This window comes from Leifsonia poae (assembly GCF_050632865.1).
GTDB classification, from domain to species: domain Bacteria; phylum Actinomycetota; class Actinomycetes; order Actinomycetales; family Microbacteriaceae; genus Leifsonia; species Leifsonia poae_B.
Map to the genome: position 1 here is coordinate 1,202,193 of NZ_JBODSA010000003.1, position 26,037 is coordinate 1,228,229.

The following is a 26,037-nucleotide window of genomic DNA, read 5'->3' on the forward strand; positions in this document are numbered from 1 at the left end:
ACACTGGTCGCATGAGTGTGAAGGACAAGCGCCTCGAGCTGCGGGTGAGCGGCGAGCAGAAGGAGCTCATCGAGCAGGCCGCCGCGCTCGAGGGCCGCTCGGTGACTGACTTCTCGACGCAGGCGCTGACCGAGCACGCTCACGAGGTGATCCGCCGCAACCACCAGCTGACCATGGATGCCGAGGCGTTCGACGCCTTCCTGGCTGTCCTCGACGAGCCCGCACGTCCGATCCCCGGCCTCGTCGACCTGCTCCGCCGCCCTTCCGTCTTCCGTGACTGACTACGAGGCTCCTCGCGCGCTGCGGGCGGGCGACGTCGTCTCCGAGTTCTCCTGCGGTAGCCCCGAGCTCGACCGGTGGCTGCGCGGGTGGGCACGTCACACCGACGCGAACGGTGCCTCGCGCACCTTCGTCTCGGTCGCCTCCGGGACAGAGCGGGTCTGCGGCTTCTACTGCCTGGCCGCAGGGTCGCTGATCCGCGCGGAGGCGCCCGGGCGGCTCGCCAGGAACATGCCCGACCCCATCCCGGTCGTGCTCATCGGGCGCCTCGCCGTCGACACCCGCGATGCGGGTAAGGGACTCGGCGCCTCGCTTCTGCAGCACGCGGTCGCGCAGTCGGTCCGCGTCGCTCAGACCATCGGCATGCGCGCGATCGTCGTCCACGCCAAGGACGACGGCGCCGCCGCGTTCTACGAGCGCTTCGGCTTCACGCGCTTCCCCTCGGGCGAACGGACGCTGTACCTCCGGGTCGCGGATGCCCTGGCGAGCGCCCGGTCCCTCACCTGATCCACGCCAGCAGCTCCGCCCGGAACTCGTCCGGCTTCTCGATGTGGGCCGAGTGGCCGCAGTTCTCGAAGACGACCTCGCGCGTCCGGCCTCCGGTCTCGGCGTAGCGGTCCAGCACGGCGCGGGTCTGCGCCAGCATCGGCTGCGGCGGTGCGACCTCCTCGCCCGGCCAGCCCGGGATCACGCCTGCCGCGCCGAGCTGGTTGAGGTCGAAGATCGACGCGTCGCCGACGATCGCGTCCACGTCGCCGTGCAGCCACAGGATCGGCGGCTTGGCCGGCGCGTCCACGATGGCGGACGTATCGAAGTAGGTCGGCGCGAGCGTGTTCAGGATGCCGCGCGTGCCGGGCGCGAAGCCGGGCCAGTGGTCGGAGGCGCTGGCGTCGCCGGGGTAGTTGTCGGGGCCGGTGGCCGTGGACAGCATCGACTCCACCCACAGGTCCTCGTACTCGGACTCGAAGCCGGGCGCGACGTACGACGAGCGGTAGACCGCGCGCGGGGAGGTCGGCGACTCCTCGCCGGTGTCGCCCGCTGCGAGCCGGGCCACGAAGTCGGGGTTCGCGCCGCCGCCTCCGGTGCCGGACGCGTCCGCGTTGAGCAGGGAGCCGTCCAGCGCCGTGCCGCCGAAGCCGTACGGCGAGACCGGCGAGACGAGCGTCAGGCTGGCGACCAAGTCGGGCCGGTCGAGCAGCAGCTGCATGACCACGCCGCCGCCGAGGCTCCAGCCGACGATGTGCGCGGCACCGAGGCCCAGCTCGTCGGCGACCGCCGCGACGTCGTCGGAGAAGTCGCGGACGCCGCGCGTCGCATCCACCGGCAGCACCTCGCTGTCGCCGAAGCCGCGGAGGTCGACCGCGAGCGCGCGGATGCCGGCGGGCAGCGACAGCATCAGCGGCTGCCAGAACAGCGACGACGAGACGTTGCCGTGCACGAACAGCACGGTCTGGAGCGCGTCTCCGTCGGCGGGGCGCTCAAGGACGTTGGCGGTGTAGCGGTCGGTGCGGACGGTGCGGGCGTCGATGCCCGGCAGCAGCGTTCCGGTCATGCGGGTGTCTCCTTCGGGTGGCGATTCGGGGTGGGGGTGGACGCTTCGAGCAGCGGGAGGATCTGCCGGATTCCGTCGTCGGTCATCAGGATCGTGTAGTGGTTCACGTCGTCGGCCTCGCTCACGCGCATCCCGGGCAGCCGCTCACGCCACTCCGCCACGACCTCCGGCGGGTAGAGCGGGGGCCGTCGAGAAGGCCCCGCGGCGCCCGGACGAACGCGATCGGGAGCCGCAGCGCGGCCAACGCCTCCGTGTACCCGTCCTCGCCGTACAGCTCCAGCGCGTTCACCGACACGGCCGCCTCGCTGACGCTCGACCGCAGGGCGGGCGCCTCGCCGACGAGGTCGTAGGCGACGTAGTCGGCGAAAGTATCGTTCCACCACGGGCCGATCGCGGGATGCTGCCGCCAGAAGTCCTCGTAGGCGGCCGGTGACGCGAACGTGCGACGCAGCCGTTCGAGGGCGGGTCCCAGGACGACCGCTGGCAGGTCCTCGGCGGGGATGTCCGCCGGCCAGGGGAGCGGCAGGCCGCCGTCGATGAGGGCCAGGCTCTCGGCGCGGTCCGGGTGGCGCTCCGCGAACCGCACAGCGACGAAGCCGCCCATGGAGTGACCCGCCACCGCCACCCGGGGGACGTCGAGCGCATCCAGTACCCGGGCCAGATCGTCGGCGAGGTGGTTCAGCGTGAACGGGCCGGGCAGCCCGCCGCTGCGGCCACGACCGCGCAGGTCGGGCGCGATGATGCGCGTCCCCGGCAGCGCGGAGGCGACCCGCGCCCAGGCGAGGTGGTTCGCCGTGATGCCGTGGATGGCGAGCAGCGGCGCGCCCGGGACGTCCGTGTTCCAGACGCCGCCGGCCAGCTCCCCGCCGTCGACAGGGGCGGTGAACGGGACGGGCGCCGTCACCGTGCGCTCCAGCCGCCGTCCATCGTGTAGCTGGCTCCGGTGACCATCCCCGCGTCGTCGCCGGCCAGCCACAGCGCGAGGCTTGCGACCTCGGCCGGCTCGACCAGCCGCTTGATCGCGGCCTCGGTCAGCATGACCTTCTCGACCACATCCTCTTCGGGGATGCCGTGCAGCCGCGCCTGGTCCGCGATCTGCTTCTCGACCAGCGGCGTGCGCACGTAGCCGGGATTGATGCAGTTGGAGGTGACGCCGTGCGGGCCGCCCTCGAGCGCGGTCGTCTTCGACAGTCCCTCGAGCGCGTGCTTTGCGGTCACGTAGGCCGACTTGTACTCGCTCGCGCGCAGCCCGTGGACGCTGGAGATGTTGATGATCCGGCCGAAGCCGCGGTCGTACATCCGGGGGAGCGCGGCGCGGATGAGGAGGAACGGCGCCTCCACCATGATCCGCAGCATGAGCGCGAACGTCTCCGGTTCGAACTCCTGGATCGGCCTCACGGTCTGGATGCCCGCGTTGTTGACGAGGATGTCGGTGTCGACCGGCGCCTGCGCGAGCTCGACGGTCTTCGACAGGTCGACCTCCCACGCGTCGCCACGGAGCCGTTTCGCGACCTCGCGAGCCGCGTCGCCGTTCAGGTCGGCGATCGTCACGTGCGCGCCGGCCGCCGCCAACGCCTCGGCGCATGCCAGCCCGATGCCGCTCGCGCCGCCGGTGACGAGCGCCCTCCGCCCGGTGAGATCGGTCATCCTCGACGCTCCTTCCCGCTGGGCCGCGGCCCTAGCCGCACTCTAACGCCGGGCGTCGGGCGCGCGGAAGGGCACCGGATCAGTAGGTGAGGCCGATGCGCTCGCGGATGGTGTCGAGCGTGCCCATGATCGCGACCGACTGCGACAGCGGCAGCCGTGCATCCTCTCCACCGCCGGCCGCGATCAGCCGCTCGATCGCGCGCGCCTGGTACTGCATCCCGCGCCCGTCGATGCGGGACTCGTAGGTCTCCAGCACGCGACCGGCCGGGTCGACGACGCGGAAGCTCGTCGGCGCGTAGAAGGTGGCGTCGAGCTCCACGCGGGCGTCGGTACCGAGCACGGTCGCGCTGTTGTCGCCCGCCGCATCGAGGGTGGTGGTCAGCGCCGCCTGGGCGCCGCTCTCGTAGCCGAGCAGGATCGACGTCTGCCGATCGACCCCGGTCGCGGTCGGCGTCGACAGGGCGAGCACCTGGTCCGGGGCGCCGAGCACATCCCACGCGAACGACACCGGATAGATCCCGAGGTCGAGCAGCGCGCCGCCGCCGAGCGCCTTGTTGAGCATCCGACCCTCGGGATCGGGGTTCGTCCGCTGGTCGTGGTGAGCGATGACGGAGCGGAGCTCGCCGAGGGTGCCGTCGCTCACGATCTCCTGCAGCCGCACCATGTGGGGCAGCCATCGTGTCCACATCGCCTCGAGCGCGACGAGGCCGTTCGCGGCGGCCGCGTCGGCGATCGCCTGCGCCTCGGCCTGGTCCATGGTGAAGGGCTTCTCCACGAGCACGTGCTTGCCGGCCGCCAGCGCGAGCAGGGCGTTGGGAGCGTGCTGCGGATGCGGGGTCGCGATGTAGACGACGTCCACGTCCGGATCGGCCACCAGCTCCTCGTAGCTGCCGTGCGAGCGCGGGATGCCGTGCGCGGCGGCGAAGCGGGCGGCGGACTCGGGGCTGCGCGATCCGACCGCCGTGACGGTGTGGCCGTCGAGCTGCAGGTCGCGCGTCATGGCGCCGGCGATGCCGCCCGTGCCCAGGATGCCCCACGCGGGGGAGGAGGTCGTCATGCGGTCATCGTACCGACGGCTCCGGCGCCCGCTACTCCCGCAGCAGCCCGCGGAGCGTTTCGATCGTGTCGGCCTCGCCAGCGTCCTTGTCGTCGCGGTAGCGCTTCACGCGCGCGAAGCGGAGGGCGATGCCGCCGGGGTAGCGGCTCGACCGCTGGACACCGTCGATCGCGATCTCGACCACGGTCGTCGGCGCGACCCACACCGTCCCGGCCGTCCGCCGCACCTCGATCTCCTGGAAGTGCTCGGTCTGCCAGGCGAGCAGCTTGTCGGTCAGGCCCTTGAACGTCTTGCCGACCATGACGAAACCGCCCGGCTCCCCGTACGCGCCCTCGGGGTCGCGGGCGCCCAGGTGGATGTTCGACAGCAGCCCCTGCCGCCGTCCCGATCCCCATTCCACCGCCAGCACGACGAGGTCGTAGGTGTGAACGGGCTTGACCTTCACCCAGCTCGACCCGCGACGCCCGGCCGCGTAGGGCGAGTCGACCGCCTTCACGACGACGCCCTCCTGACCGGCCGCCAGCGCCTCCCGCGAGACGCGCTCGGCGACCTCGGGGTCGGCCGTGATCTCGCCGGGGATGCGGTGCTCGCCCGCGACGCGCTCCAGCTCGGCCATCCGCACAGACAGAGGCTCGTCCAGGAGGTCGCGGCCATCGACATGCAGCACGTCGAAGAACCACGGATGCAACATCGTTTCGCGCGCGGCTTCGGCGCCGAAGCGGCTCATCGTCTCCTGGAACGGCCGCGGCGCGCCCTCCTCATCGAGGGACAGCGTCTCGCCGTCGAGGATCACATCCTGCACCGGCAGCCGCCGGACCACCTCGACCACTTCGGGCAGGCGGTGCGTGATGTCGGCCAGGTTGCGGGTGAAGACGCGCACGTCGTCCCCGTGCCGGTGCGCCTGGATGCGCGCGCCGTCGAGCTTGTACTCGACCGACGCCTCGCCGGTCGTCGCCAGGGCCTCGGTCGGTGTCGGCGCGGAGGCGGCGAGCATCGGCAGCACCGGCCGTCCCACCTGCAGGCCGACCGCGTCCAGTTCCTCCGCCGTGCCCGTGAGGGCGAGCCGCGCGGTCTCGCCGAGGTCGCCGGACAGCATCGCCGCACGGCGGACGGACTCGCCGCCGCGGTCGGACGCGCGCGCGATCGCATCCATGAGGACGCCCTCGAGCGCGCCGGTGCGCATCTCGCCGAGGAGCACGCGGGCGATGAAGTCCTGCTCCCGCTCCGTCGCCCGCGCGGTGAACTCGCGGAGGACGCGGTTGCGCTCGGTCGCCGACCCGGCGCCCGAGAGCGCGGCGAGCCGGTCGAGCAGCGCATCCAGGTCGTCCACCGTCAGCGTCGGCTCATCGGCCGGGCTTCCCATCGCGCCGCTGAGCCCGCGCCAGCCGACGCCCACGCGGCCCTGCCGCGCCCTGCCGACCAGGAAGCCGACCGCCGGGGCGATCTCGTCGGGCTGAAGCTGGGCGAGCAGCGCGGCGAGCGCATCCACCTTCGCCAGCCGGGACCGGGTGGATGCGACGGTCTCGGCCGTCGTCACGAGCGCGTCGAGGAGCACGCCTCCATACAACCACCGGCCGCCGACAGCAGCGGGACCATAGGCTGGCGTCATGACCGCACCCGTCCGGAACGTCCTCGCCGCCTTCGATCACATCCCCGAACCGTGGCAGCCCCACCGCCTCGTCAGCGTCAACGACCAGGACGTCAAGGTCGCCCGCCTGCACGGCGAGTTCGTCTGGCACACGCACCCGGACAGCGACGAGCTCTTCCTGGTAGTCGACGGCCGGCTCACCCTCCAGCTCCGCGACGGTGACGTGGAGCTGGGACCGAACGACGTCTACGTCGTTCCGGCGGGAGTCGAGCACTGCCCGCGGGCCGACGAGGAAGCGCTCGTGGTCATGGTGGAGCGGGCGGGCACGGTCAACACCGGCGACCAGCCGGGGGAGCGCACGGCAGAGGTCCGCGAGCTGCCCCAGGCCTGACGGTCACTCCGACTCGCCGCCCTCCGGATCTCGCCGCGAAGCGCGCACCCGCAGGATGCGACGCAGCACCAGCCAGCCCAGCGTCAGCCCGACGGCGGCGTAGATGACGACGTCGAGGTATTCCGTGTAGCGCTCGACGAGGTGGTACTGCGTCCCGAGGGCGAAGCCCGCGCCGACGAGCAGCGCGTTCCACAGAAGCGTGCCCGCGAGCGTGAAGAGCGCGAACCGGCCGAACGGCATCCGGGTCGCGCCCGCGGGAAGGGAGATCAGACTGCGGACCAGCGGCACCAGACGGCCGAAGAACACGGCGCCGCGGCCGTGGCGACGCAGCCACTCCGCCGACGATCGGAAGTCGGACTCGTCCACCAGGGGCAGTCGCGCGAGCAGCCGCACTGCGCGCTCCTCGCCCAGCCGGCGGCCGAGAAGATACAGGATGACGGCCCCGGCGAAGCTGCCGAGCGTCGCCGCGAGCAGCACGAGCACCACGTTCATCGACCCCTGGTACGCCAGGAACCCGGCGAACGGCAGGATGACCTCGCTCGGGATGGGCGGGAACACCACCTCGGCCAGCGCGCACACCCCCACCCCGAACTCGCCGAGGGCGGTCATCACGCGCGCGGCCAGGCCGGCGATCCCCCCGAGTTCTTCCGGTGCGGCGGTTGCGGCGATGGTCGTTCCCGTCATGGCGCCGACCGTACCCCGCCGGGATGGGAGGGGCGTGGACGCGGGCCGGTCAGACCACGCGCACGAAGGTCTGCTGCCAGCCGGTCGACCCGTTCGGAGCGATCGGCGCCCGCTTCTCCTCCTGCAGCCGTCCGGCGCTGTCGGTCGCGCGCACGGCGAGGGTGTGGCCGCCCGCGGTCGCGTCCCAATCCAGTGACCACTGCACCCAGGTGTCGGCGTTGATCGGGTTCGAGAGCTTCGCCTCCTGCCACGGTCCGCCGTCGATCCGGACCTCGACCTTCCGGATGCCGACCGTCTGCGCCCAGGCGACCCCGGCGATCGTCGTGGCGCCGGCGCTCACGGTCTTGTCGACCCGCGGAGTATCGATGCGGCTGGAGAGCTTGATCGGTGCCTTCGCGCTGTAGCCGCGCGGCGTCCAGTACGCCTGGTCGGCGGCGAAGGTGGTGACCTTCAGCTCGGTCAGCCATTTGGTCGCCGAGACGTAGCCGTACAGACCGGGGACGACCATCCGGACCGGGAAGCCGTGCTCGAGCGGCAGGGGCTCGCCGTTCATGCCGACGGCGAGGATGGCGTCCCTGTGAGCGTCGGTCAGTGCGCTCAGCGGGGTGCTCGCCGTGAAGCCGTCGACGCTGCGGGACAACACCATGTCGGCGCCCGACCGCGGCCGGGCGAGCGCGAGCACGTCGCGGACGGGCACGCCCAGCCAGCGGGCGGTGCCGATGAGGTTGCCGCCGACTTCGTTGGAGACGCAGGTCAGGGTCACGGCGTATTCGTCGAGTCCCATGTCGAGCAGGTCCTGGAAGCTCAGCTGGATGCGCTTCTCGACCATCCCGTCGATCGTCAGCCGCCAGGCGGCCGGGTCGACCGAGGGGACGGTGAGGGCCGTGTCCACCCGGTAGAAGTCGCGGTTCGGTGTGAACAGCGGCGAGAGCCCCGGCACCTTCAGGTCGGCGCCCTCGGGGATCCGCACGCGCGACGCCGGCGCGGGCAGCTTCACCGCGGCGCGGATCGCGGCGATGGACGAGGTGGCCGCCGATCCGAGGCGCGAGCCGACCCCGGCGACGACGGCTCCGACGGCCGCGACGCCGGTGAAGAGGAGGAACCGGCGGCGGTCGACGCCGGCCTCCGCGTCGTCCGCGGCGCGGTCGCGCCAGCGGTGCAGGCGGCCGACGAGCAGGTGGAGCACGACCGCGCCCGCCGCCGCGCCGACCGCCGACGGCAGGAACGCGAGCGGGCTCGCTCCAGCGCGGGTCACGGTGGCGACCACGGCGGCGACTCCGGCGACCGCGAACAGCGCGGCGCCGACCCACCGCCGCCACAGTTCGAGAACGCCGGCCACCGCCGACGCCACCAGCACGGCGGCGCCGAGCGAGGCGAGCAGGAACAGCTTGTCGTTGGATCCGAAGAGCTCGATCGCGAGCTCCTTGGCCCACCGGGGCACGATGTCGATCACGAAGGAGCCGACCGCGAGGATGGGCCCCGCCTCCCGGGCTGCGATCAGCGCGACCAGTTCGGCTGCGGCCAGGAACACGCCCCCGCTCACGACCCCCGCCAGCGCCGCCAGGGCGACCGTACCGATCCTCGATCTCGTCATGCCCGTGGTTCGTCGCGACGACCGGTCGCGGATTGCATCCAATCCGATTCCCACCGGGCCCCGAACCCCAGATGACCGCCCGCTGAGGGGGTCTCACAAACGGCACCACCTCTCGAAGGAGAAGAGAACATGCGATCCACCGCCCGTCTCGCCGCAGCCGGCATCCTGGCCGCCGCGGCCCTCGCCCTCACCGCCTGCTCCTCGGGAGCCGGCACCTCCTCCAGCGACACCAGCGCGCCGATGGAGTCGTCCACTCCGTCCGCCACGGCGTCGATGGACCCGGCAGCCGACCTGGTCGGCCCGGGCTGCGCCGACTACGCCAAGGCGGTCCCGTCGGGCGCCGGCTCGGTCGCCGGCATGGCCGAGGACCCGGTGGCCACCGCGGCGAGCAACAACCCGCTGCTGACCACGCTGGTCGCCGCCGTCTCCGGCAAGCTGAACGCGAACGTGAACCTCGTCGACACCCTCAACGGCGGCCAGTTCACCGTGTTCGCCCCGGTCGACGACGCCTTCAAGAAGATCGACCCGGCCACCATCGACACCCTGAAGACGGATGCCGGCGCGGCCACGCTGACCTCGATCCTCACCTACCACGTGGTCCCCGGACAGCTCTCGCCGAAGGAGATCGTGGGCACCCACAAGACCGTGGAGGGCTCGGACGTCACCGTCAGCGGCTCCGGCGACTCCCTCAAGGTCAACGACGCGAACGTGATCTGCGGCGGCGTGCACACCGCCAACGCGACCGTGTACCTCATCGACTCGGTGCTGATGCCCCCGGCGAAGTAACCGGCTCCATCCCCGGAACCGGCCGTGCGGCGATCGCTGCGCGGCCGGTTCTTCGCGTTCGTGCCAGGGCGTCCCTAGAGGAACGCCGCCAGCGCCTCCGTCAGCCGCTCCTGCGCGGCCCGGTCGTCGATGGTGGCAACGCCGTCGCCGGACTGCGGCCCGTAGTCTCCGAACTGGCCGTGGTTCATCCCGTCGATCTCGACCAGCTCGGCATCCGGCGGCAGCAGGTGCCGCGCGGCGGCGATCTTCGCGGGTGTGCTCAGCCCGTCGCGGCTGCCGCCGATCGACAGCACACGCAGGTCCGTCCCGGAGACGTCGTTCGCGCAGTACGAGCCGAAGAGGATGAGGCCCTTCACCGCCGGGTCGTCCGCGAGCTGGCAGGCGCGCACCCCGCCGAGGGAGTGCCCGCCGACGTACCACTCGTCCACGTCGGGCGCGTGGGCGGTGAACGTGCTGAGCGGCCGCTGGTCGAAGAACGCCAGGTTGAGGGTCGGCTTGGTGATGACGACCGTCAGCCCGGTCTCCGCCACCGCGCCCGACAGTTTGTAGAGGTAGGCGTAGGGGTCGACGAGAGCGCCCGGCACGAAGACGAGTCCCGTCCCGGAGGCCTTGCCGGTCGGCTCCATCACGACCGCGTCGCCGGCGTCGTGGATGCTCACCGCTGGATCGCGCCACGCTTCAAGAGCGGCGGTCCGGTCGCCCATCATCGGGGTCGAGACCCAGGCGAGGAAACCGACCACGATCATGGCGAGGACGCCGACCACGGCGATGACGGCGTTGCGGATGCGGTGACGAGGGCGGTTCACGGCCCCATCCTACGAGAAAGTAAGCTGGCTGACTAACTCGGCGACCACTGCTCGCCCGGGCGGTACGAGCCGAAGCTCCACTCCCGTCCGCCGGGGTCGAGCACTCGCGCCCGGCGGCTGCCCCACTCCGTGTCCTCGGGTGGGAACACGACGGTCGCGCCGGCCTCGACGGCGCGTGCGAACATCCCGTCGACGTCCGGGGTGACGAGGTACGTGCCCACGCCGGTCGAGTTGCCGGCCAGGGGAGGCTCGACAGCGACCGGGTCGGTGGCCAGCATCACGACGGTGTCGGCGAGTCGGAGTTCGCTGTGGCCGACCGACCCGTCGGGAGCGTCTTGACGTTGGAGGACGTCGAAGCCGATCGCCTCCAGCCACGCGATCGCGCCGGGGGCGTCACGGTAGCTCAGGTAGACGGCCGAGGAGATCATGACTCGTCGTCCCAAGTCGTCGGCGGGTCACCGGGACGTGCCTGCAGGTCCTTCCGGATGCCGTCCAGGACGGCGCGGACGGACACCCGCTTGGCCTCCGTGTCCACGATGTTGGCCGGCACCGTCACGGTGAGGCCCGACTGGTAGAAGGCGCGGATGCGGAAGCCGCTGGACCAGGACGACTCGTCGGCGTTGTCCGCCTCGGACCCGCCGGAGAGCTCGAAGCGGAGCAGGCCGGCGCGGCTCTCGACGCGGGTGACGACCTGGGCGCCGGGCGTCCCGTCGTCGATGACCTCCGCTGCGACCACGATGCGGTCGGTGAAGACGCCCACGCGGAGCGTCACCGTCGAGAGACCGGATGCCGCGGCGGCGCCGAGGTAGACGATCCGCTGGTCGCCGATGGCCACCTCGAGCTGGCGGAGCAGGACGGGGTACCACGAGGGCTGCGGATCGAGCAGCCGCTCGAGCCCCGCTCGGCGGCGAGGAGGTCCCGCAGACGGTCTTGGATCGCTGACAACTGCGCCATCGTGCGGGTTCTCCCTCTGCTCGTCTGCGCAACAGCCTATCGCTAGCCAGGCTAGTAATGGATGCGTCGTCTCGGGGAGCGGGATTCGTGCCGAATGCACGGTCTGGGCGCGCCATTCCGCGCATTCGGCACGAATCGTGACGGTCAGCGCCGCGGGCCGGTGTGGCCGGGCGCGCCCGACGCCAGGGCCAGGGTGTCCTGTAGCGCGGCGTACTGCGGCTTGGGCTGCAGGTTCTCGTCGTAGATCAGCGCTGCGCCTTCACCGGGGAAGACCGCCGGCACCCACGAGTACGCGTCGCCGAAGCCCCAGATCGTGTACGAGATGCACGCACGCACCGCGAGGCACGCCTGCAGCGTGGACATGTACGCCCCCACTTGCGCCGTCTGCTCGACCGGGGTCACCGGCAGCGTCGTGCGCACATCCACCTCGGTCTCGGCGACCTTCAACCCGAGCGCGGCGAAGCGCTCCAGGTTCGCCTTCAGATCGGGGAGGCCGTACTGGGTGTCGAGGTGCGTCTGGAAGCCGACGCCGTCGATCGGCACGCCCTCCTTCTGCAGCTGCTGCACGAGGGCGTAGGCCGCATTGCTCTTGGGCCCGGTGAACTCGATGTTGTAGTCGTTGTAGAAGAGGAGCGCCTTCGGGTCGGCCTCGTGCGCCCACCGGAACGCGTCGGCGATGTATCCCGGCCCGAGCTTCTGCAGCCAGATCGTGTCGCGCGGGGTGCCGTCGTCGTTGAACGCCTCGTTCACGACGTCCCACTGCCAGATCTTGCCCTTGAAGTGGCCCACCTCATCCTGGATGTGCTTCTTCAGCAGGGCGCGCACCTCCTCCGTGCTCATGCCGGGGAGTGCGGCGTTCAGCCACGCCGGGAGCTGGTTGTGCCAGACGAGCGTGTGGCCGCGGACGAGCTGGCCGTTCTGCTGGGCGAAGGTGACGAGCTGGTCGGCCGGCCCCCAGTTGTAGACGCCCGGCGAGGGCTCGACGCTCTCCCACTTCATCGCGTTCTCGGCCGTGACGGTCGAGAACTGATTCGCGGTGATGTCGCGGTAGGCGGCGTCGGATGCGAGCGCGTCCATGTCCACCGCGGTCCCGATCCGCAGGCCCACGGCGTCGCCGAGCGCGCGCAGCGAGTCGGCGGGGACGCGCGGCTGGTGTCCGGGCGGAGCGGCGGGCGGCGCGGCGAAAGCGGCGCCCTGGGCGAGGATGACGGCCCCGGCGCCGAGGACGGCGGCGGCGATCAGGCCGGTTCTGATGCGAGAGGTCACGCTGATACTCCTTCGTATCGGTCGGAATTTGTTGCGCGACCCACCTAATTCCACCCTCGAAGGGGTGTCAAATTTTTGGAAAAGCGGCCTTCGCCAGCGGAACGCGGCGGCTACCCGACCCACTCGTCCACCGTCACCACCGCCGCTTGCCGCGGGAACACCTTCTCGGTGAGCACGCGGTGCACCTCCGGGTCGGCGTCGGCGCACGCGTCCGCCAGCACGGCGAGCCGGAAGTCGAGGTCGGCGGCCTGGCGGACGGTGGACAGCACGACGCCGCTGGTCGAGATGCCGCCGATCACCAGCTCGTCGGCGCCGAGGCCGCGCAGCAGCACGTCGAGGTCGCTGCCGGCGAACGCCGAGATGCGCTTCTTCACGACGACCGGCTCCTCCTCGCCCGGCGCGAGCGCGTCGACGATCTGCGTGTACGGGCTGTCGACGTGCATCAGGTCGCCGGCGGATGCCGCGTGTGCGGAGAACGACAGGTTGGAGGCGGCCACCTCCGGGTAGCCGGGGCGGAAGGCGACCCGGACGAAGATCACCGGGATGCCGCGCGTCCGGGCCGCGTCGAGCGCGCGCGCTGCCGCGTCCACGGCCCCCTCCATCCCGGGTCGGCCGGCGATGCCGTTCTGGAAGTCGCAGAGGAGCAGGGCGGAGGTCATTGGGCATCCTTTCGGAATCTCGACAGGTACAACTGTGCAGTCTAGACTGTCTATATGACCAGCGAGCACCCCGACGTCACCCCGCGGCAGACCGCCGTCGACCTCCGCGCCATGCTCGCCCGGCTGCTCCGCAAGCTCCGCGAGACCACGAACGACGACATCACGCCGTCGCAGGCGTCCGCGCTCTCACGGCTCGGCAAGGGCGGCGTCTCGACGGTCAGCGCCCTCGCGCTCGCCGAACGCGTCCGGCCGCAGTCGATGGCCGCGATCGTCGAAGCGCTCGAAGGTCTCGGCTTCGTCACTCGCAGTCAGGACCCGAACGACGGCCGCCGCCAGATCGTCGACCTGACCGAGGTGGGATGGGCGCAGATAGCGGGTCAGAGGGAGGCCGGTGTCGCCTGGCTGGAGCAGGCGCTCGCCGAACAGGTCTCCCGGGCGGAGCTCATGACGCTCGCCGCCGCTACATCCATCCTGGAACGGATCCTCGACTGATGGCCCTGAAGCCCGCACCGGCCGGCCGCTTCGACCGCCGGCTGCTCGCGCCCATGATGGTGGGCGCGGTGCTCAACCCGATCAACACGGCGATCATCGCCGTCGCACTCGCACCGATCGGCATCGCGCTCGGGGCGCCGGCGTCCGAGACCGTGTGGCTGGTCTCGGCGCTGTACCTCGCCACGGCGATCGGGCAGCCGCTGGTCGGGCGGCTCGTCGACATCTTCGGTGTGAAGCGGCTGTACCTCGTCGGCGGCGCCCTGGTCGCGGTCGCCGGGGCGATCGGCCTCCTCATCCCGGAGTCGCACGACAGCGTCTGGTGGCTGGTCGCCGCCCGCGTCGTGCTCGGCCTCGGCACCTGCGCCGGCTATCCCGCGGCCATGCACCTGATCCGGGCGGAGGGACAGCGGACGGGCGTCGCGTCGCCCGCGGTCATCCTCACCATCCTGTCGGTGACCACCCAGACCGTCGCGGTGGTCGGCCCGACGCTCGGCGGCCTGCTCATCGGGGCGTGGGGATGGCGAGCCACCTTCGCCGTGAATCTCCCGCTCGGCATCGTGAGCGTGGTGCTCGGCGCGATCCTGCTGCCGCGGCGCACGGGACTGGAGCCGTCGCGCGACGAGCGGCCGCGCATCGACGGCCTCGGCATCCTGTTCTTCGCGGTCGCCATGCTGGCTCTGCTGATCTTCCTGCAGAACATCTCCGTCGGGACGCTGTGGCTGATCCCGATCGCGGTGGTCGCCGGCGTCGCCCTGGTGTGGCGGGAGCTGCGCGTCGACTCGCCGTTCATCGACCTCCGGGTGCTCGGCGGCAACGGGCCCCTGCTGCTGACGTACACACGCTCGCTGCTGACGGCGACCATCTCGTACACGTTCGTCTACGGCTTCACGCAGTGGCTGGAGAACGGCCGTTCGCTCGACCCGACCGCCGCGGGTCTCGTGCTGCTGCCGGTCTTCGCCGCCGGGATCGCCGTCGCCCTGGCGTTCGGGCGCCGCCCCGAGGTGCTGAGGAAGCTGCTCATCGGCTCCGTGGCCCAGCTCGCCGCGGGCGTCCTCGTGCTGTTCATGACCGGGGCGACGCCGATCTGGTACCTCGTCGTCACGATGCTGGTGCTGGGCATCCCCCAGGGGCTGAACAACCTCGCGATCCAGAACACGCTCTACCACCAGGCGGAGCCCGAGCGGATCGCTTCCTCGGCCGGTCTGCTGCGCACCTTCTTCTATCTGGGCGCGATCGTCGCCTCCGTCGTCTACGGCAACGTGTACGGGGAGCGGGCGACCACCGGGGACTGCACGTGCTCGGCTGGGTGGTCATCGGCATCTCGATCGTCTTCCTCCTGATCACGGTGCTCGACCGCAGCCTGCGCTCGATCGGGCGCGAGGAGCGGCGGACGCCGGAGCCCGCGGAGCAGGGCGCCGCGAAGGCCGATTAGGCTCGTTGCCTATGAGCGCACGTGTGGTGGAGGCGGCATGACCGCGACCGAACTCGATCCGTCCGGCGTGGCCGCGGAGTTCCGCGCGCAGGTGCGGGAGGATGTCACGCGCCTCGCCGCCGACGGCCGCTCGCTCCGGGTCGTCGGCCTGCTCGGCCAGGAGACCGGACCCGCGGCGACGTACGCGCGCTTCGCGGGCCGCGGCTTCCAGGACGTCGGCATCGAGTTCGACCTGCGTCACGTCGCGCCCGACGCGGTGGAGGCGGCCGTCGCCGACGCCAACCTCGACCCGGAGGTCGACGGCGTCTTCCTCTACTACCCGCTGACCGACCCGCGCGGCGACCGCTGGCTGCGCGAGCTCGTCGACCCGCGCAAGGACGTCGAGGGGATGCACTCCTTCTGGAGCCGCCTCCTCTACGAGAACCAGCGGTTCGTGGACCCGGACCGCTCGGTCCGCGCGATCCTCCCGTGCACGCCGCTCGCCATCCTGAAGCTGCTGCAGAAGGCCGGGATGCGCGGCACCGACCCGAGCGCGCCCCTCGCCGGCGTCACCGCCTGCGTCATCAACCGCAGCGAGCTGGTCGGACGCCCGCTCGCCGCCATGCTCGCCAACGACGGCGCGCTCGTCCACTCCCTCGACCTCACCGGCTCCGTCACTTTCGAACCGGCGATCGGCCGCCACACGCACGACGTGCGCGACTCCGGGGTGACCCGGGCGGAAGCGCTGGCGACCGCCGACGTCGTGATCTCGGCGGTGCCGTCGCGCTCGTTCGAGCTCATCCGCGGCGACGAGATCCGCGAGGGCGCGATCTGCGTGGATGTGGCCGAGTTCACCAACTTCGACCCGTCGGTCCGCGAGAGGGCGAGCGTCTTCGTCCCACGCGTCGGGCCGCTCACCATCGCGATGGCCGCGCGGAATCTGGTGCGGCTGACGTCGGTGCAGTAGCCGCCCGAGCTCACCCCAGCGTGCGGTCGAAGAAGTCGACCAGCACGTCCCCGTCGAACGTCACGGGCGCCGGCCCGGTCACGGTGCCGCCGTCGGTGGTCGTGAGGGTCGCCCCGGCGACGAGCGGTCCGCCGGCCGCCCACTGCGCCGCCTGCCCATGACTCCCGCGCGGCACCAGGATCAGCTCCGCGCGTCCCTCCGCCGCCGTGATCGCGTCGAACAGTGCAGTGCTCTGTTGCCACGGGACCAGCTCGTCGAGCGTGCCGTGCACGAGCATCACGGGAGGATCGTCCGCGTCGACGAAGCGGCTCGGCGTGGCTGACTCCAGCAGCGCGGGCGGGCACACCGGCAGGGCGCATCCCAGCATCCGCGACGTCGAGGAGGACGCATCCTGCTGGCACCAGCTGACCCGGTCTCTGGGCCGGTCGGGTCGGCAGTTCGCGGGCAGGTCGCGGTCCATGGCGAGGAAGTCGACGGGCGCGTACATCGCGAGCGCGGCGCCCACCGGCTCGGGCGTGCTGTCGCCCTGCGGCGTCGTCAAAGCCACCATGAGCGCCGTCCACCCGCCGGACGAGTCGCCCGCGACGCCGATGCGGTCGGGGTCGATGCGGTAGCGGTCGGCGTTCCTGCGGAGGAAGTGGATGGCCGCCCGCAGGTCCTCGACCTGACCGGGGAACGTGGCCTCCGCGCTGCTGCGGATGTTCACGCCGGCGACCGCGTAGCCGTGGGGTCCGAAGAGGGCCGCGACGCCGGATCCCGTGCCGCCTCCCGTGTCCTCGAGCCAGCCGTTGCCGCCCGTCCAGACGATGAGCGGGGCCGATTCGGAGGTGGCGGGCGTCGGCGGGTAGAAGTCCAGCGTGTGGGCTGTCACATCGGCCGGATCGTGCGTGTAGGGGATCGCGAACTGCGTCTCCACGCTCGGCGATGCAGACGACTCCTCCTGGCCGGTCGGGACGCATCCCGCCAGCAGTAGAGCCGCCGCGACCGCCGCGGCGAGGCATCGGAGCACCATCGCCGGATCTTTCCGGGCCCGATTCTCCTCCGGCCCGGTCCGCCGGTGGCTGCAGAGTTATATAGTTGACGCATATAAACAACCGCGTCTGCAAGGAATTCTGTGGCCCGCTCCGGCATCTTCACCAAAGACCACCCGCACTACCGCTGGGTGGCGCTCTCGAACACCACCCTCGGCATGCTTATGGCGACGATCAACTCGTCGATCGTCATCATCTCGCTGCCTGCGATCTTCACCGGCGTCAAGCTCAACCCGCTCGAGCCGGGAAACGTGTCCTACCTGCTCTGGATGCTGATGGGCTACATGCTCGTCACCGCCGTGCTCGTCGTCATGTTCGGGCGGATGGGCGACCAGTTCGGCCGTGTGCGCATCTACAACCTCGGCTTCGTCATCTTCACGCTGGCCGCCATCGCGCTCTGCCTGGACCCGTTCACCGCGGGCCCAGGCGCCCTCTGGCTGATCGTCTGGCGGTTCGTGCAGGGCATCGGCGGCGCCATGCTGTTCGCCAACTCGACCGCCATCCTCACCGACGCCTTCCCGGCCAACAAGCGCGGGTTCGCGCTCGGCCTCAACCAGGTCGCGGCGATCGCCGGAAGCTTCATCGGCCTCATCCTCGGCGGCGTCCTGGCCGAGATCGACTGGCGCGCGGTGTTCTTCGTGTCGGTGCCGTTCGGCGTGGTCGGCACCATCTGGTCCATCAAGTCGCTGCACGAGGTCGGCCAGAAGAACCCGGGACGCATCGACTGGCTCGGCAACGCCACGTTCGGCATCGGCCTGATCGCGCTGCTGACCGGCATCACGTACGGCATCCAGCCCTACGGCGACTCCAGCCAGGGCTGGGGCAACCCGTGGGTGCTCGGGGCGATCATCGGCGGGATCGTGCTGCTCGGGCTCTTCGTGTTCGTCGAACTCAAGGTGCCCGCGCCGATGTTCGACATGCGGCTGTTCCGCATCCGCGCATTCTCGTCCGGCATCTTCGCCGGCTTCCTCGCCGCCATCGGCCGTGGCGGCCTGCAGTTCATGCTGATCATCTGGCTGCAGGGGATCTGGCTGCCGCTGCACGGCTACAGCTACGAATCCACGCCGCTCTGGGCCGGTATCTACATGCTGCCGATCACGATCGGCTTCCTGATCGCCGGTCCGATCTCGGGGGCGCTCTCCGACCGATTCGGGTCGCGCGCCTTCGCGACCGTCGGCCTGCTGATCGTCGCCGCGACCTTCATCGGGCTGCTGCTCATCCCGGTGAACTTCGAGTACTGGCAGTTCGCCGTCCTCACCGGCCTCAACGGCATCGGCTCCGGTCTGTTCTCGTCGCCGAACCGCACCGCGATTATGAACAGCGTGCCGGCGAACGAGCGCGGTGCCGCATCCGGGATGGCCGGAGTCGCCCTCAATGCCGGAAGCTCGCTCTCGATCGGCATCTTCTTCTCGCTGATGATCGCGGGCCTCTCGGTGGCGCTCCCGTCGGCGCTGACCAACGGGCTCACCTCGCACGGCGTCCCGGCGAACATCGCCGCGCAGGTCGGGAACACCCCGCCGGTCGGGTCGCTCTTCGCCGCGTTCCTGGGCTACAACCCCATCCAGAGCCTGCTGGGACCGACCGGGATCCTGACCGCTCCCCACGTCGACGGGGCCACGCTGACCGGCAAGGAGTTCTTCCCGCAGCTCATCTCCGGTCCGTTCCACGACGGGCTGGTCGTCGTCTTCCTCGCCGCCGCCGTCATGAGCATCATCGGAGCCGTCGCGTCGTTCCTCGGCGGAGGCAAGTATGTTCATGAGGAGGCCGTCGCACCCGAGCGGTCGGCCACCGAGGAAGGCGAGGAAGTCGGTGCCCACCGCGCATGAAGCTGACGAGCGGCCGGCGGCCGGACGTGACGACGATGTCCCCGGCCGCCTGGCCCTGGCCGTCGGGCGCCTGAACCGCCGCATTCGCTCCTCCACCGGAGGGCTCAGCCACGGGCAGCTCTCCGCCCTGTCGACCATCGTCCGGAGCGGGCCGCTGCGCCCGAGCGAGCTCGCGTCCATCGAGCTGGCCGCTGCTCCCACCATCACGCGGATCGTCGCCGAACTGGAGGCGCGCGGTCTCGTCGAGCGCACGCCCGACCCGCAGGACCGCCGGTCCCTGTTCGTCTCCGGGACGGAGGCCGGCACGGCGCTGCTGCTCGAGGCGCGGTCCGACCGCGCGCGTGCCGTCGCCGCGGTCCTCGACGAGCTGACCCCGGCCCAGCGCGACGCCATCCGCACGGCCCTCCCCGCCCTGGAGCAGGCCGCGCAGGTGCAGCCGCCCGCCTCCTGATTGACGCGACACGCCGCAATGCAGGTCCTCGCGACGGCGTGTTGCGTCAACCAGACGGAGCGCGGTCAGTCGAGCGCAAGGAGGGCGGCGGCGGTGACGGCCAGCACGAGGCCGACCCACTGCACCGGCGCGACGCGCTCGCGCAGCACGATGGCGGCAAGCAGGATCGTGCCGGCGGGGTAGAGCGCGACCAGCACCGACATGGTCGTGAGGTCGCCGAGCCGCAGGCCGATCAGGATGAGCAGGTTGGCGGACGCATCGAGCGCCCCGGCGCCGACCGCGATGCCGAGGCCGCGCGGCTGCAGGCGGGGAGCGCATCCTCGTCCTGAGGCGCCCGGCGCCGGCGGAGCACGAGCAGCCCGACGACCGTCCACATGACCGCGCCGTTGACCGCGCGGTTGGCGATCAGCGGTACGACACCGGAGTCGTCCGGCGTCTGATCGAGCAGGATGAGGAACACGCCGATCAACGCGCCCGCCGCCACGGCCATCCCGAGGGCACGCGCGCTCGGCCGCACCGCGCCCTTCTCCGGCACGAACCCGACGAGCACCACCGCGACGAGCGCGAGCCCGAGGGCCAGCGAGCCGACCAGACCGAACCGGTCGCCGCCGACGAGCCCCCAGGCCATCGGCACCAGCGCAGACACGAGCGCCGTCAGCGGCGACAGGATGCTCATCGGCCCGATCGCGAGGCACGCGTACAGCAGCCCGACGGCGGCCGACCCGACGAGACCCGAGAGCGCGCCCCAGCCGAGCGCGGCGGGTGACCACACGCCTCCCGCGATGGGCAGCGACAGCACGAGCAGGACGAGGCCGCTGACGGCTCCGACTGCGGTGGTCCGGACCGGGCCGATGCGCCGCGCGGCCACCCCGCCGAGGAAATCGGCGGAACCGTAGACCAGTGCGCTCAGCAGCCCGAGGACTGCGGCCGGCATCAGCTCCCGGCCAGACGGTAGGCGTGCAGCACCGCGCCGGAGTCGAATCGGATGAGCTCGGTCAGCTCGAACGTCCACTTCTCGTGGTCGTCCGGGAAGAGCCGGATACCGCCGCCGACCATCACAGGATAGGTGAGCAGCCGCAGCTCGTCGACCAGCCCCCACACCAGAAGCGAGCGGACGAGGGAGGCGCTGCCCGCGACGAGGATCGGGCCGCCGTCGCTGTCCTTCAGCGTCTGCACGGACGCGCGGACCGGAGCCTCGAGCGAGGTCGCGTTCCACGTGAGCTCGGTGGGGCGCGAGGTGGCGACCGACTTCGGCATGGCGTTCATCTTGTCCGCGAACTCGCCGTCGCGCGACGGCCAGGCGTCGGCGAACTGCTGGTAGGTGCGGCGTCCGAGCAGCAGGGATTCCGCCTCCAGCACCTCGCGCAGCTTGAAGGCGTACAGGTCGTCGGTGCCGAAGGGGATGGTCCAGCCGGAGTGTGGGTGCGTGGGCTCGCCACCGGGCGCCTCGACGACGCCGTCGAGGGTCATGAACTCGGTCACGATGAGCCGGCGCATGTGGGCGATGGTACCGCGAAGTTGTCCACAGATCTGCCGCCGCTCGGGAAGCCGTCGGCGGCCGCCGTTACGATCGAAGGTATGAGCTTCACCTCCGGCTGGGTCCCCGACGACAGGGACGCGCCTCCTCTCGACGAGGAAGCGCCTCCGGCGTTCGACGACCCGTACGCCGGGGCGGTGTGGGATGTCGTGGAGCCGGGCACGCCGACGGTTGTGCGGGCGGCGGTGCGGCCGGCGGAGGTGCGGGCCACACCCGCGCGCTTCGCGACCGCTCAGGACGCTCTGCGCACGGTGTTCGGGTACGACGAGTTCCGCGGGCAGCAGCAGGCGATCATCGAGAGGGTCGCCGGCGGCGGCGACGCGGTCGTGCTCATGCCCACCGGCGGCGGCAAGAGCCTCTGCTACCAGATCCCGTCGCTGCTGCGCGAAGGCACCGGCGTCGTCGTGTCCCCGCTGATCGCCCTCATGCAAGACCAGGTGGATGCGCTCACGGCCGTCGGCGTGCGCGCGGCGTTCCTCAACTCGACCCAGGATGCGGCGGCGCGGTCGGCGGTCGAGCGCGCGTATCTCGCCGGCGAGCTCGACATCCTCTACGTGGCGCCGGAGCGGCTGTCCTCCGAGGCGACCAAGCGCTTCCTCGAGCGTGGGCGCATCGCCCTCTTCGCCATCGACGAAGCGCACTGTGTCTCGCAGTGGGGGCACGACTTCCGGCCCGACTACCTCGCGCTCTCCGAGCTCGCCGACCGCTGGCCCGACGTGCCGCGCATCGCCCTCACGGCGACGGCGACCGAGGCGACCCATCGCGAGCTGACCTCTCGGCTGAAGCTGGAGGGCGCGGAGCACTACGTCTCCGACTTCGACCGGCCGAACATCCAGTACCGGATCGTCCCCAAGGCCGAGCCGCGCAAGCAGCTGCTCGACTTCATCACGAGCGAGCACCCTGGCGATGCGGGCATCGTCTACGCGCTGTCGCGGGCGTCGGTCGAGAGGACGGCCGAGTTCCTGTCGTCCCGTGGGTTGACGGCGCTTCCGTATCACGCAGGTCTCGAGGCGTCGCAGCGCGCACGGACGCAGGCGCGGTTCCTGCGCGAAGAGGGCGTGATCGTGGTCGCGACCATCGCCTTCGGCATGGGCATCGACAAGCCCGACGTGCGCTTCGTCGCCCACATCGATCTCCCGAAGTCCGTCGAGGGCTATTACCAGGAGACCGGCCGAGCTGGCCGGGACGGCCTCCCGTCCACCGCCTGGCTGGCCTACGGACTGCAAGACGTCGTGCAGCAGCGGCGCATGATCGACGACTCCCCGGGCGACCTCGCGCACCGCCGTCGCATGACGCAGCACCTGGATGCGATGCTCGCGCTCTGCGAGACGGTGCAGTGCCGACGGGTGAACCTGCTCGCGTACTTCGGCCAGGAATCCGGCCCGTGCGGCAACTGCGACACCTGCCTCACGCCGCCCGACAGCTGGGACGGCACGGTTCCCGCCCAGAAGCTGCTGTCGACCGTCGTACGCCTCAAGCGCGAGCGCAACCAGCGGTTCGGCGCGAGCCACCTGATCGACATCCTGCGCGGCAAGCGCACCTCGCGCGTCGAGCAGTACGGGCACGACCAGCTGGCCACCTGGGGCATCGGCGACGACCTCAGCGAGAGTCAGTGGCGCGGCGTCGCGCGTCAGCTCATCGCCCAGGAACTGCTGAAGCCCGAGGGCGAATACGGCGTGCTGACCATTACGCCCGCGAGCGCCGAAGTGCTGTCGGGCGACCGGCAGGTGGTGCTCCGCACCGAGCCCGAGCGCCCCGAGCGGGCGTCCCGCTCCTCGCGCAGCGCGGGGTCGGCGTCCGCCGAGCTCGCTCCGCACGACGAACCGCTGTTCGAGGCGCTGCGGAGCTGGCGCGCCGGGCAGGCGCGCGAGCAGGGCGTCCCGGCGTACATCGTGTTCGGCGACGCCACCCTGCGGGCCGTCGCGGCCGCGCGGCCGGGGTCGCTGGCCGACCTCGACGGCATCTCCGGCATCGGCGCCAAGAAGCGCGAGGCCTACGGCGAGGCGCTGCTCTCGGTCGTCGCGTCGGCTTCCGCGTAGGTCCTCCGACCGCATCCTCCCCGGGGGAACCCCTTGCGGCGTCTCCGTGAGGGCGTACCGTCCGTCGTTCCACCGCACGACCAGGGAATTACTTCCCCCGGGGTGGTGTTATGTCATTGAGCGATTACTTAGCGAGCTCGAATGGAGGACTCAAGCTACATGGCACGAATGATCGAAGAGCTCGAGGACGAGACCGGGGCCGTCATCAAGTACAAGCGTCACGCGAACGGCCGGGGCCTCGTCGCCCCGACGGCGCGGGTGGCCGAGTCGGCGTACATCGAGCCGACCGCCTACATCGAGGCTGACGCCCGTGTCGGGATGGACGCGTACGTCGGCGCCGGCAGCTGGATCGACAAGGGCGCCACCGTGGGCGACCGCACCTTTGTGGGCGCGAACGTCCACATCGGCGCGGGCTGCATCGTCGGCTCCGGCGTCAAGATCGGCAGCGGCGCGAAGCTCGGCGAGAACGCGATGATCGGCAACGGCGCGCGCGTCGAGCGCGACGCTCAGGTCGCATCAGGGACCGTGATCGAGCTCAAGGGAGCCGCGGCCGCCCGTGCCGCGCTCACCACGCCGCTCCGAGCCCCCGCCCGCAGCAGCGCGACCTGCGCACTCCCCGCGCCCCGCGCCGCGCCGCCTGACCGGCCGCCCCGCGGCCCAGCCCCCGAGCACAGGAAAAACGTCGTCCCAGACCCTCTGGGGCGACGTTTTTGCTGTGCTCGACGGCCGAGGCGGGTTGTGCGTGGTGTCACGGAGCGGAGGTCGGCGTTTGGACGGTTCCCACAAAGGGTGGGGTGGGCGTCCCGATGCGGTTTTGTAGGCGGGGTACCGACGGTTTCCGCTCGCGCGACCGGCGTCGTAGCGTGACGATATCCCGCGATTTCCGTTAGGAGAGGTCATGGTCGACACTGCCGAACGCGTCCCGAGCGCGACCCCCGCTGCATCCCCGACGCCCGCCGTCCCCGAGCCCCCACGCACCACGGGCGCCGCACCACGCGTCGATGTCGAGGCGCTGGGCCGCCAGCTGCTGGGCGACTGGGCGGAGGCCCGCCTCGCCTCGCGTGCGCTCTCGTCGCGCCCCGAGATGCAGAAGCAGGAGGGGCTGTCGGTCGCCGACCACCGTAAGCGCGTCTTCGAGCAGCTGAAGCTCCTCGTCGAGAACGGGCAGGTGCACCGCGCCTTCCCGAAGTCGGTGGGCGGCCAGGAGGACAACGGCGGCAACATCGCCGCCTTCGAGGAGCTGGTCGCGGCCGACCCGTCGGTGCAGATCAAGTCCGGCGTCCAGTGGGGCCTCTTCGGCTCGGCCGTGATGCACTTGGGCACCGAGCACCACCACCAGAAGTACCTCCCGGCGATCATGTCGCTGGATGTCCCCGGCGCCTTCGCCATGACCGAGACCGGCCACGGCTCGGACGTGGCCAGCGTGGCGACCACCGCCACCTACGACCCGGAGACGCAGGAGTTCGTCATCGACACCCCGTTCCGGGGTGCGTGGAAGGACTACCTCGGCAACGCGGCGGTCGACGCCACGGCAGCGGTCGTCTTCGCCCAGCTCATCACGAAGGGCGTCAACCACGGCGTCCACGCCTTCTACGTCCCGATCCGGGATGCGAACGGCGACTTCCTGCCCGGCATCGGCGGCGAGGACGACGGCCAGAAGGGCGGCCTCAACGGCATCGACAACGGCCGGCTGCACTTCACGGGCGTCCGCATCCCGCGCACCGACCTGCTCAACCGCTACGGGGATGTCGCCGAGGACGGCACGTACACCTCGCCGATCGCGAGCCCCGGCCGCCGGTTCTTCACGATGCTCGGCACCCTCGTCCAGGGCCGCGTCTCGCTCGACGGCTCGGCGGTCATCGCGTCCAAGATCGGGCTGAAGATCGCGATCACCTACGCCGACCAGCGCCGGCAGTTCACCGCGGGCAGCGACACCGACGAGGAGGTCATCCTCGACTACCAGCGCCACCAGCGCCGCCTGCTCCCGCGTCTTGCGACGACGTACGCCGCGAGCTTCGCGCACGAGGTGTTCCTGCACAAGTTCGACGACGTGTTCAGCGGCAAGGCCGACTCCGACACCGACCGCCAGGACCTCGAGACCATCGCGGCGGCGCTCAAGCCGCTCAGCACCTGGCACGCGCTCGACACGCTGCAGGAGGCACGTGAGGCCTGCGGAGGCTCGGGCTTCCTCACCGAGAACCGCATCACGTCGCTCCGACAGGACCTGGACATCTGGGTCACGTTCGAGGGCGACAACAACGTCCTGCTGCAGCTCGTCGCGAAGCGCCTGCTGACGGACTACAGCCGCAAGTTCGCGAAGGCGGACGCGGGCGCGCTCGCCCGCTACGTCGTCACGCAGGCGGCCGGCAAGGCGTACCACGGGTCGGGGCTCCGGAGCGTCGCGCAGACGGTCCGCGACTTCGGCTCGACCGCCCGCTCGGTCAACTGGCTGCAGGAGCCGACGACGCAGCGCGAGCTGCTGACGGCCCGTGTCGAGACGATGATCGCGCAGATCGCCGCCAAGCTGCGTCCCGCGTCCAAGCTGGGCAAGAAGGCCGCGGCCGACATGTTCAACTCGCAGCAGAACGACCTCATCGAGGCCGCCCGCGCCCACGGCGAGCTGCTGCAGTGGGAGGCGTTCACGGACGCGCTGGAGCAGGCGCCCGACGCCGGCACCAAGCAGGTGCTGACCTGGCTGCGCGACCTGTTCGGCTTCGGGCTGATCGAGAAGCACCTCGCCTGGTACCTGATGAACGGCCGCCTCTCGCCGCAGCGCGCGCAGGCCGTGAGCGCCTACATCGACCGGCTGCTCACGCGCATCCGCCCGCACGCCGTCGACCTCGTCGACGCGTTCGGGTACGGCCCGGAGCTTGTCCGCGCGAAGATCGCGTCGGGCGCCGAGGCCGAGCGCCAGGCCGAGGCCCGCGCGTACTACGCCGAGCGCCGCGCCGCCGGCACGCTCCCCACCCCCGAGAAGTCCCAGAAGAAGCGCTGACCCGCGTCTATGGGACGCAACACGC

The 26,037-nt window shown here is 71.2% G+C and carries 30 protein-coding genes; 13 read left to right on the forward strand and 17 right to left on the reverse strand.

The window, feature by feature from the left end; translation table 11 throughout:
• Positions 1-11 precede the first annotated feature (11 nt).
• Together ACRAWB_RS16235 and ACRAWB_RS16240 are read left to right on the forward strand one after the other, a co-directional pair.
• Complete coding sequence (locus ACRAWB_RS16235) at positions 12-281, forward strand: DUF1778 domain-containing protein (RefSeq protein WP_431354264.1); 270 nt, start codon at positions 12-14, stop codon at positions 279-281.
• Positions 274-786, forward strand: coding sequence for a GNAT family N-acetyltransferase (locus ACRAWB_RS16240; RefSeq protein WP_431354265.1), 513 nt, complete (start codon positions 274-276; stop codon positions 784-786). Before ACRAWB_RS16235 ends, ACRAWB_RS16240 begins: the two co-directional genes overlap by 8 nt.
• Here ACRAWB_RS16240 and ACRAWB_RS16245 read toward each other — a convergent pair.
• The 6 genes from ACRAWB_RS16245 to ACRAWB_RS16270 form a co-directional block, all read right to left on the reverse strand.
• On the reverse strand, positions 779-1,831 hold the full coding sequence (locus tag ACRAWB_RS16245; RefSeq protein WP_431354266.1) for an alpha/beta hydrolase: 1,053 nt from the start codon (positions 1,829-1,831) through the stop codon (positions 779-781). The two genes, ACRAWB_RS16240 and ACRAWB_RS16245, sit on opposite strands and share 8 nt — an antisense overlap.
• Positions 1,828-1,956: a hypothetical protein gene (locus ACRAWB_RS16250; protein ID WP_431354267.1), complete on the reverse strand. Its 129-nt coding sequence runs from the start codon at positions 1,954-1,956 to the stop codon at positions 1,828-1,830. The genes ACRAWB_RS16245 and ACRAWB_RS16250 overlap by 4 nt, the downstream gene beginning before the upstream one ends.
• A complete protein-coding gene (locus tag ACRAWB_RS16255) occupies positions 1,953-2,735 on the reverse strand; it encodes an alpha/beta fold hydrolase (protein ID WP_431354268.1) in 783 nt (260 codons plus the stop codon). The genes ACRAWB_RS16250 and ACRAWB_RS16255 overlap by 4 nt, the downstream gene beginning before the upstream one ends.
• Positions 2,732-3,478: a 3-hydroxybutyrate dehydrogenase gene (locus tag ACRAWB_RS16260; protein WP_431354269.1), complete on the reverse strand. Its 747-nt coding sequence runs from the start codon at positions 3,476-3,478 to the stop codon at positions 2,732-2,734. The genes ACRAWB_RS16255 and ACRAWB_RS16260 overlap by 4 nt, the downstream gene beginning before the upstream one ends.
• Positions 3,479-3,557: 79 nt before the next feature.
• Complete coding sequence (locus tag ACRAWB_RS16265; RefSeq protein WP_431354270.1) at positions 3,558-4,535, reverse strand: Gfo/Idh/MocA family protein; 978 nt, start codon at positions 4,533-4,535, stop codon at positions 3,558-3,560.
• A 31-nt stretch (positions 4,536-4,566) separates the two neighbouring features.
• Positions 4,567-6,090, reverse strand: a complete 1,524-nt coding sequence (locus ACRAWB_RS16270) for an ATP-dependent DNA ligase (protein ID WP_431354533.1) — start codon at positions 6,088-6,090, stop codon at positions 4,567-4,569.
• A 52-nt stretch (positions 6,091-6,142) separates the two neighbouring features.
• On the opposite strand from ACRAWB_RS16270, the gene ACRAWB_RS16275 reads away from it, so the two are divergent.
• Positions 6,143-6,514, forward strand: coding sequence for a cupin domain-containing protein (locus ACRAWB_RS16275; protein WP_431354271.1), 372 nt, complete (start codon positions 6,143-6,145; stop codon positions 6,512-6,514).
• A gap of 3 nt (positions 6,515-6,517) precedes the next feature.
• On the opposite strand, the gene ACRAWB_RS16280 is transcribed toward ACRAWB_RS16275, so the two are convergent.
• Together ACRAWB_RS16280 and ACRAWB_RS16285 are read right to left on the reverse strand one after the other, a co-directional pair.
• The gene (locus ACRAWB_RS16280) at positions 6,518-7,198 is read right to left on the reverse strand and encodes a DedA family protein (protein WP_431354272.1); all 681 of its coding nucleotides are present in this window, start codon (positions 7,196-7,198) and stop codon (positions 6,518-6,520) included.
• Positions 7,199-7,247: 49 nt separating this feature from the next.
• The gene (locus ACRAWB_RS16285; protein WP_431354273.1) at positions 7,248-8,792 is read right to left on the reverse strand and encodes a molybdopterin-dependent oxidoreductase; all 1,545 of its coding nucleotides are present in this window, start codon (positions 8,790-8,792) and stop codon (positions 7,248-7,250) included.
• A gap of 129 nt (positions 8,793-8,921) precedes the next feature.
• Here ACRAWB_RS16285 and ACRAWB_RS16290 point away from each other — a divergent pair, with 129 nt between their 5' ends.
• Positions 8,922-9,578, forward strand: a complete 657-nt coding sequence (locus tag ACRAWB_RS16290; protein WP_431354274.1) for a fasciclin domain-containing protein — start codon at positions 8,922-8,924, stop codon at positions 9,576-9,578.
• Positions 9,579-9,652: 74 nt separating this feature from the next.
• Here the strand turns inward: ACRAWB_RS16290 and ACRAWB_RS16295 are convergent, their stop codons facing one another.
• From ACRAWB_RS16295 to ACRAWB_RS16315, 5 genes are all read right to left on the reverse strand, one after another.
• Entirely contained in the window at positions 9,653-10,324 is a 672-nt protein-coding gene (locus ACRAWB_RS16295; RefSeq protein ID WP_431354534.1) for an alpha/beta hydrolase, read from the reverse strand.
• A gap of 92 nt (positions 10,325-10,416) precedes the next feature.
• Complete coding sequence (locus ACRAWB_RS16300) at positions 10,417-10,812, reverse strand: VOC family protein (protein ID WP_431354275.1); 396 nt, start codon at positions 10,810-10,812, stop codon at positions 10,417-10,419.
• Entirely contained in the window at positions 10,809-11,219 is a 411-nt protein-coding gene (locus tag ACRAWB_RS16305; protein WP_431354276.1) for a hypothetical protein, read from the reverse strand. The genes ACRAWB_RS16300 and ACRAWB_RS16305 overlap by 4 nt, the downstream gene beginning before the upstream one ends.
• Before the next feature lie 263 nt (positions 11,220-11,482).
• Positions 11,483-12,604, reverse strand: coding sequence for an endo-1,4-beta-xylanase (locus ACRAWB_RS16310; protein ID WP_431354277.1), 1,122 nt, complete (start codon positions 12,602-12,604; stop codon positions 11,483-11,485).
• Positions 12,605-12,714: 110 nt separating this feature from the next.
• Positions 12,715-13,263: a cysteine hydrolase family protein gene (locus ACRAWB_RS16315; protein ID WP_431354278.1), complete on the reverse strand. Its 549-nt coding sequence runs from the start codon at positions 13,261-13,263 to the stop codon at positions 12,715-12,717.
• Between the two features lie 54 nt (positions 13,264-13,317).
• Between ACRAWB_RS16315 and ACRAWB_RS16320 the strand changes: the two genes are divergently transcribed.
• Genes ACRAWB_RS16320 through ACRAWB_RS16335 form a run of 4 tightly spaced genes read left to right on the forward strand, consistent with a single transcriptional unit; the run spans position 13,318 to position 16,133 of the window.
• On the forward strand, positions 13,318-13,755 hold the full coding sequence (locus ACRAWB_RS16320) for a MarR family winged helix-turn-helix transcriptional regulator (RefSeq protein WP_431354279.1): 438 nt from the start codon (positions 13,318-13,320) through the stop codon (positions 13,753-13,755).
• Positions 13,755-15,095, forward strand: a complete 1,341-nt coding sequence (locus tag ACRAWB_RS16325; RefSeq protein ID WP_431354280.1) for an MFS transporter — start codon at positions 13,755-13,757, stop codon at positions 15,093-15,095. Before ACRAWB_RS16320 ends, ACRAWB_RS16325 begins: the two co-directional genes overlap by 1 nt.
• A complete protein-coding gene (locus ACRAWB_RS16330; protein WP_431354281.1) occupies positions 15,062-15,187 on the forward strand; it encodes a hypothetical protein in 126 nt (41 codons plus the stop codon). Before ACRAWB_RS16325 ends, ACRAWB_RS16330 begins: the two co-directional genes overlap by 34 nt.
• A gap of 37 nt (positions 15,188-15,224) precedes the next feature.
• Positions 15,225-16,133, forward strand: a complete 909-nt coding sequence (locus tag ACRAWB_RS16335) for a bifunctional methylenetetrahydrofolate dehydrogenase/methenyltetrahydrofolate cyclohydrolase (protein ID WP_431354282.1) — start codon at positions 15,225-15,227, stop codon at positions 16,131-16,133.
• Positions 16,134-16,143: 10 nt separating this feature from the next.
• On the opposite strand, the gene ACRAWB_RS16340 is transcribed toward ACRAWB_RS16335, so the two are convergent.
• Positions 16,144-17,145 (reverse strand): alpha/beta hydrolase fold domain-containing protein, encoded by a 1,002-nt coding sequence (locus tag ACRAWB_RS16340; RefSeq protein WP_431354283.1) that lies wholly within the window; start codon positions 17,143-17,145, stop codon positions 16,144-16,146.
• Between the two features lie 102 nt (positions 17,146-17,247).
• On the opposite strand from ACRAWB_RS16340, the gene ACRAWB_RS16345 reads away from it, so the two are divergent.
• Together ACRAWB_RS16345 and ACRAWB_RS16350 are read left to right on the forward strand one after the other, a co-directional pair.
• Positions 17,248-18,990, forward strand: a complete 1,743-nt coding sequence (locus ACRAWB_RS16345) for an MFS transporter (protein ID WP_431354284.1) — start codon at positions 17,248-17,250, stop codon at positions 18,988-18,990.
• Positions 18,974-19,441: a MarR family winged helix-turn-helix transcriptional regulator gene (locus ACRAWB_RS16350; protein ID WP_431354285.1), complete on the forward strand. Its 468-nt coding sequence runs from the start codon at positions 18,974-18,976 to the stop codon at positions 19,439-19,441. Before ACRAWB_RS16345 ends, ACRAWB_RS16350 begins: the two co-directional genes overlap by 17 nt.
• Positions 19,442-19,506: 65 nt before the next feature.
• On the opposite strand, the gene ACRAWB_RS16355 is transcribed toward ACRAWB_RS16350, so the two are convergent.
• Genes ACRAWB_RS16355 through ACRAWB_RS16365 form a run of 3 tightly spaced genes read right to left on the reverse strand, consistent with a single transcriptional unit; the run spans position 19,507 to position 20,938 of the window.
• Positions 19,507-19,644, reverse strand: coding sequence for an EamA family transporter (locus ACRAWB_RS16355; protein WP_431354286.1), 138 nt, complete (start codon positions 19,642-19,644; stop codon positions 19,507-19,509).
• 29 nt (positions 19,645-19,673) lie between these two features.
• On the reverse strand, positions 19,674-20,375 hold the full coding sequence (locus tag ACRAWB_RS16360; protein ID WP_431354287.1) for an EamA family transporter: 702 nt from the start codon (positions 20,373-20,375) through the stop codon (positions 19,674-19,676).
• Complete coding sequence (locus tag ACRAWB_RS16365; RefSeq protein WP_431354288.1) at positions 20,375-20,938, reverse strand: dihydrofolate reductase family protein; 564 nt, start codon at positions 20,936-20,938, stop codon at positions 20,375-20,377. Before ACRAWB_RS16365 ends, ACRAWB_RS16360 begins: the two co-directional genes overlap by 1 nt.
• 81 nt (positions 20,939-21,019) lie before the next feature.
• Between ACRAWB_RS16365 and recQ the strand changes: the two genes are divergently transcribed.
• The 3 genes from recQ to ACRAWB_RS16380 all read left to right on the forward strand — a co-directional run bounded on the left by recQ (position 21,020) and on the right by ACRAWB_RS16380 (position 26,012).
• Positions 21,020-23,017: a DNA helicase RecQ gene (gene recQ, locus ACRAWB_RS16370; RefSeq protein WP_431354289.1), complete on the forward strand. Its 1,998-nt coding sequence runs from the start codon at positions 21,020-21,022 to the stop codon at positions 23,015-23,017.
• A gap of 159 nt (positions 23,018-23,176) precedes the next feature.
• Entirely contained in the window at positions 23,177-23,884 is a 708-nt protein-coding gene (locus tag ACRAWB_RS16375) for a DapH/DapD/GlmU-related protein (protein ID WP_431354290.1), read from the forward strand.
• A 31-nt stretch (positions 23,885-23,915) separates the two neighbouring features.
• Positions 23,916-26,012, forward strand: a complete 2,097-nt coding sequence (locus tag ACRAWB_RS16380; protein WP_431354291.1) for an acyl-CoA dehydrogenase — start codon at positions 23,916-23,918, stop codon at positions 26,010-26,012.
• The last annotated feature ends 25 nt before the right edge of the window (positions 26,013-26,037 follow it).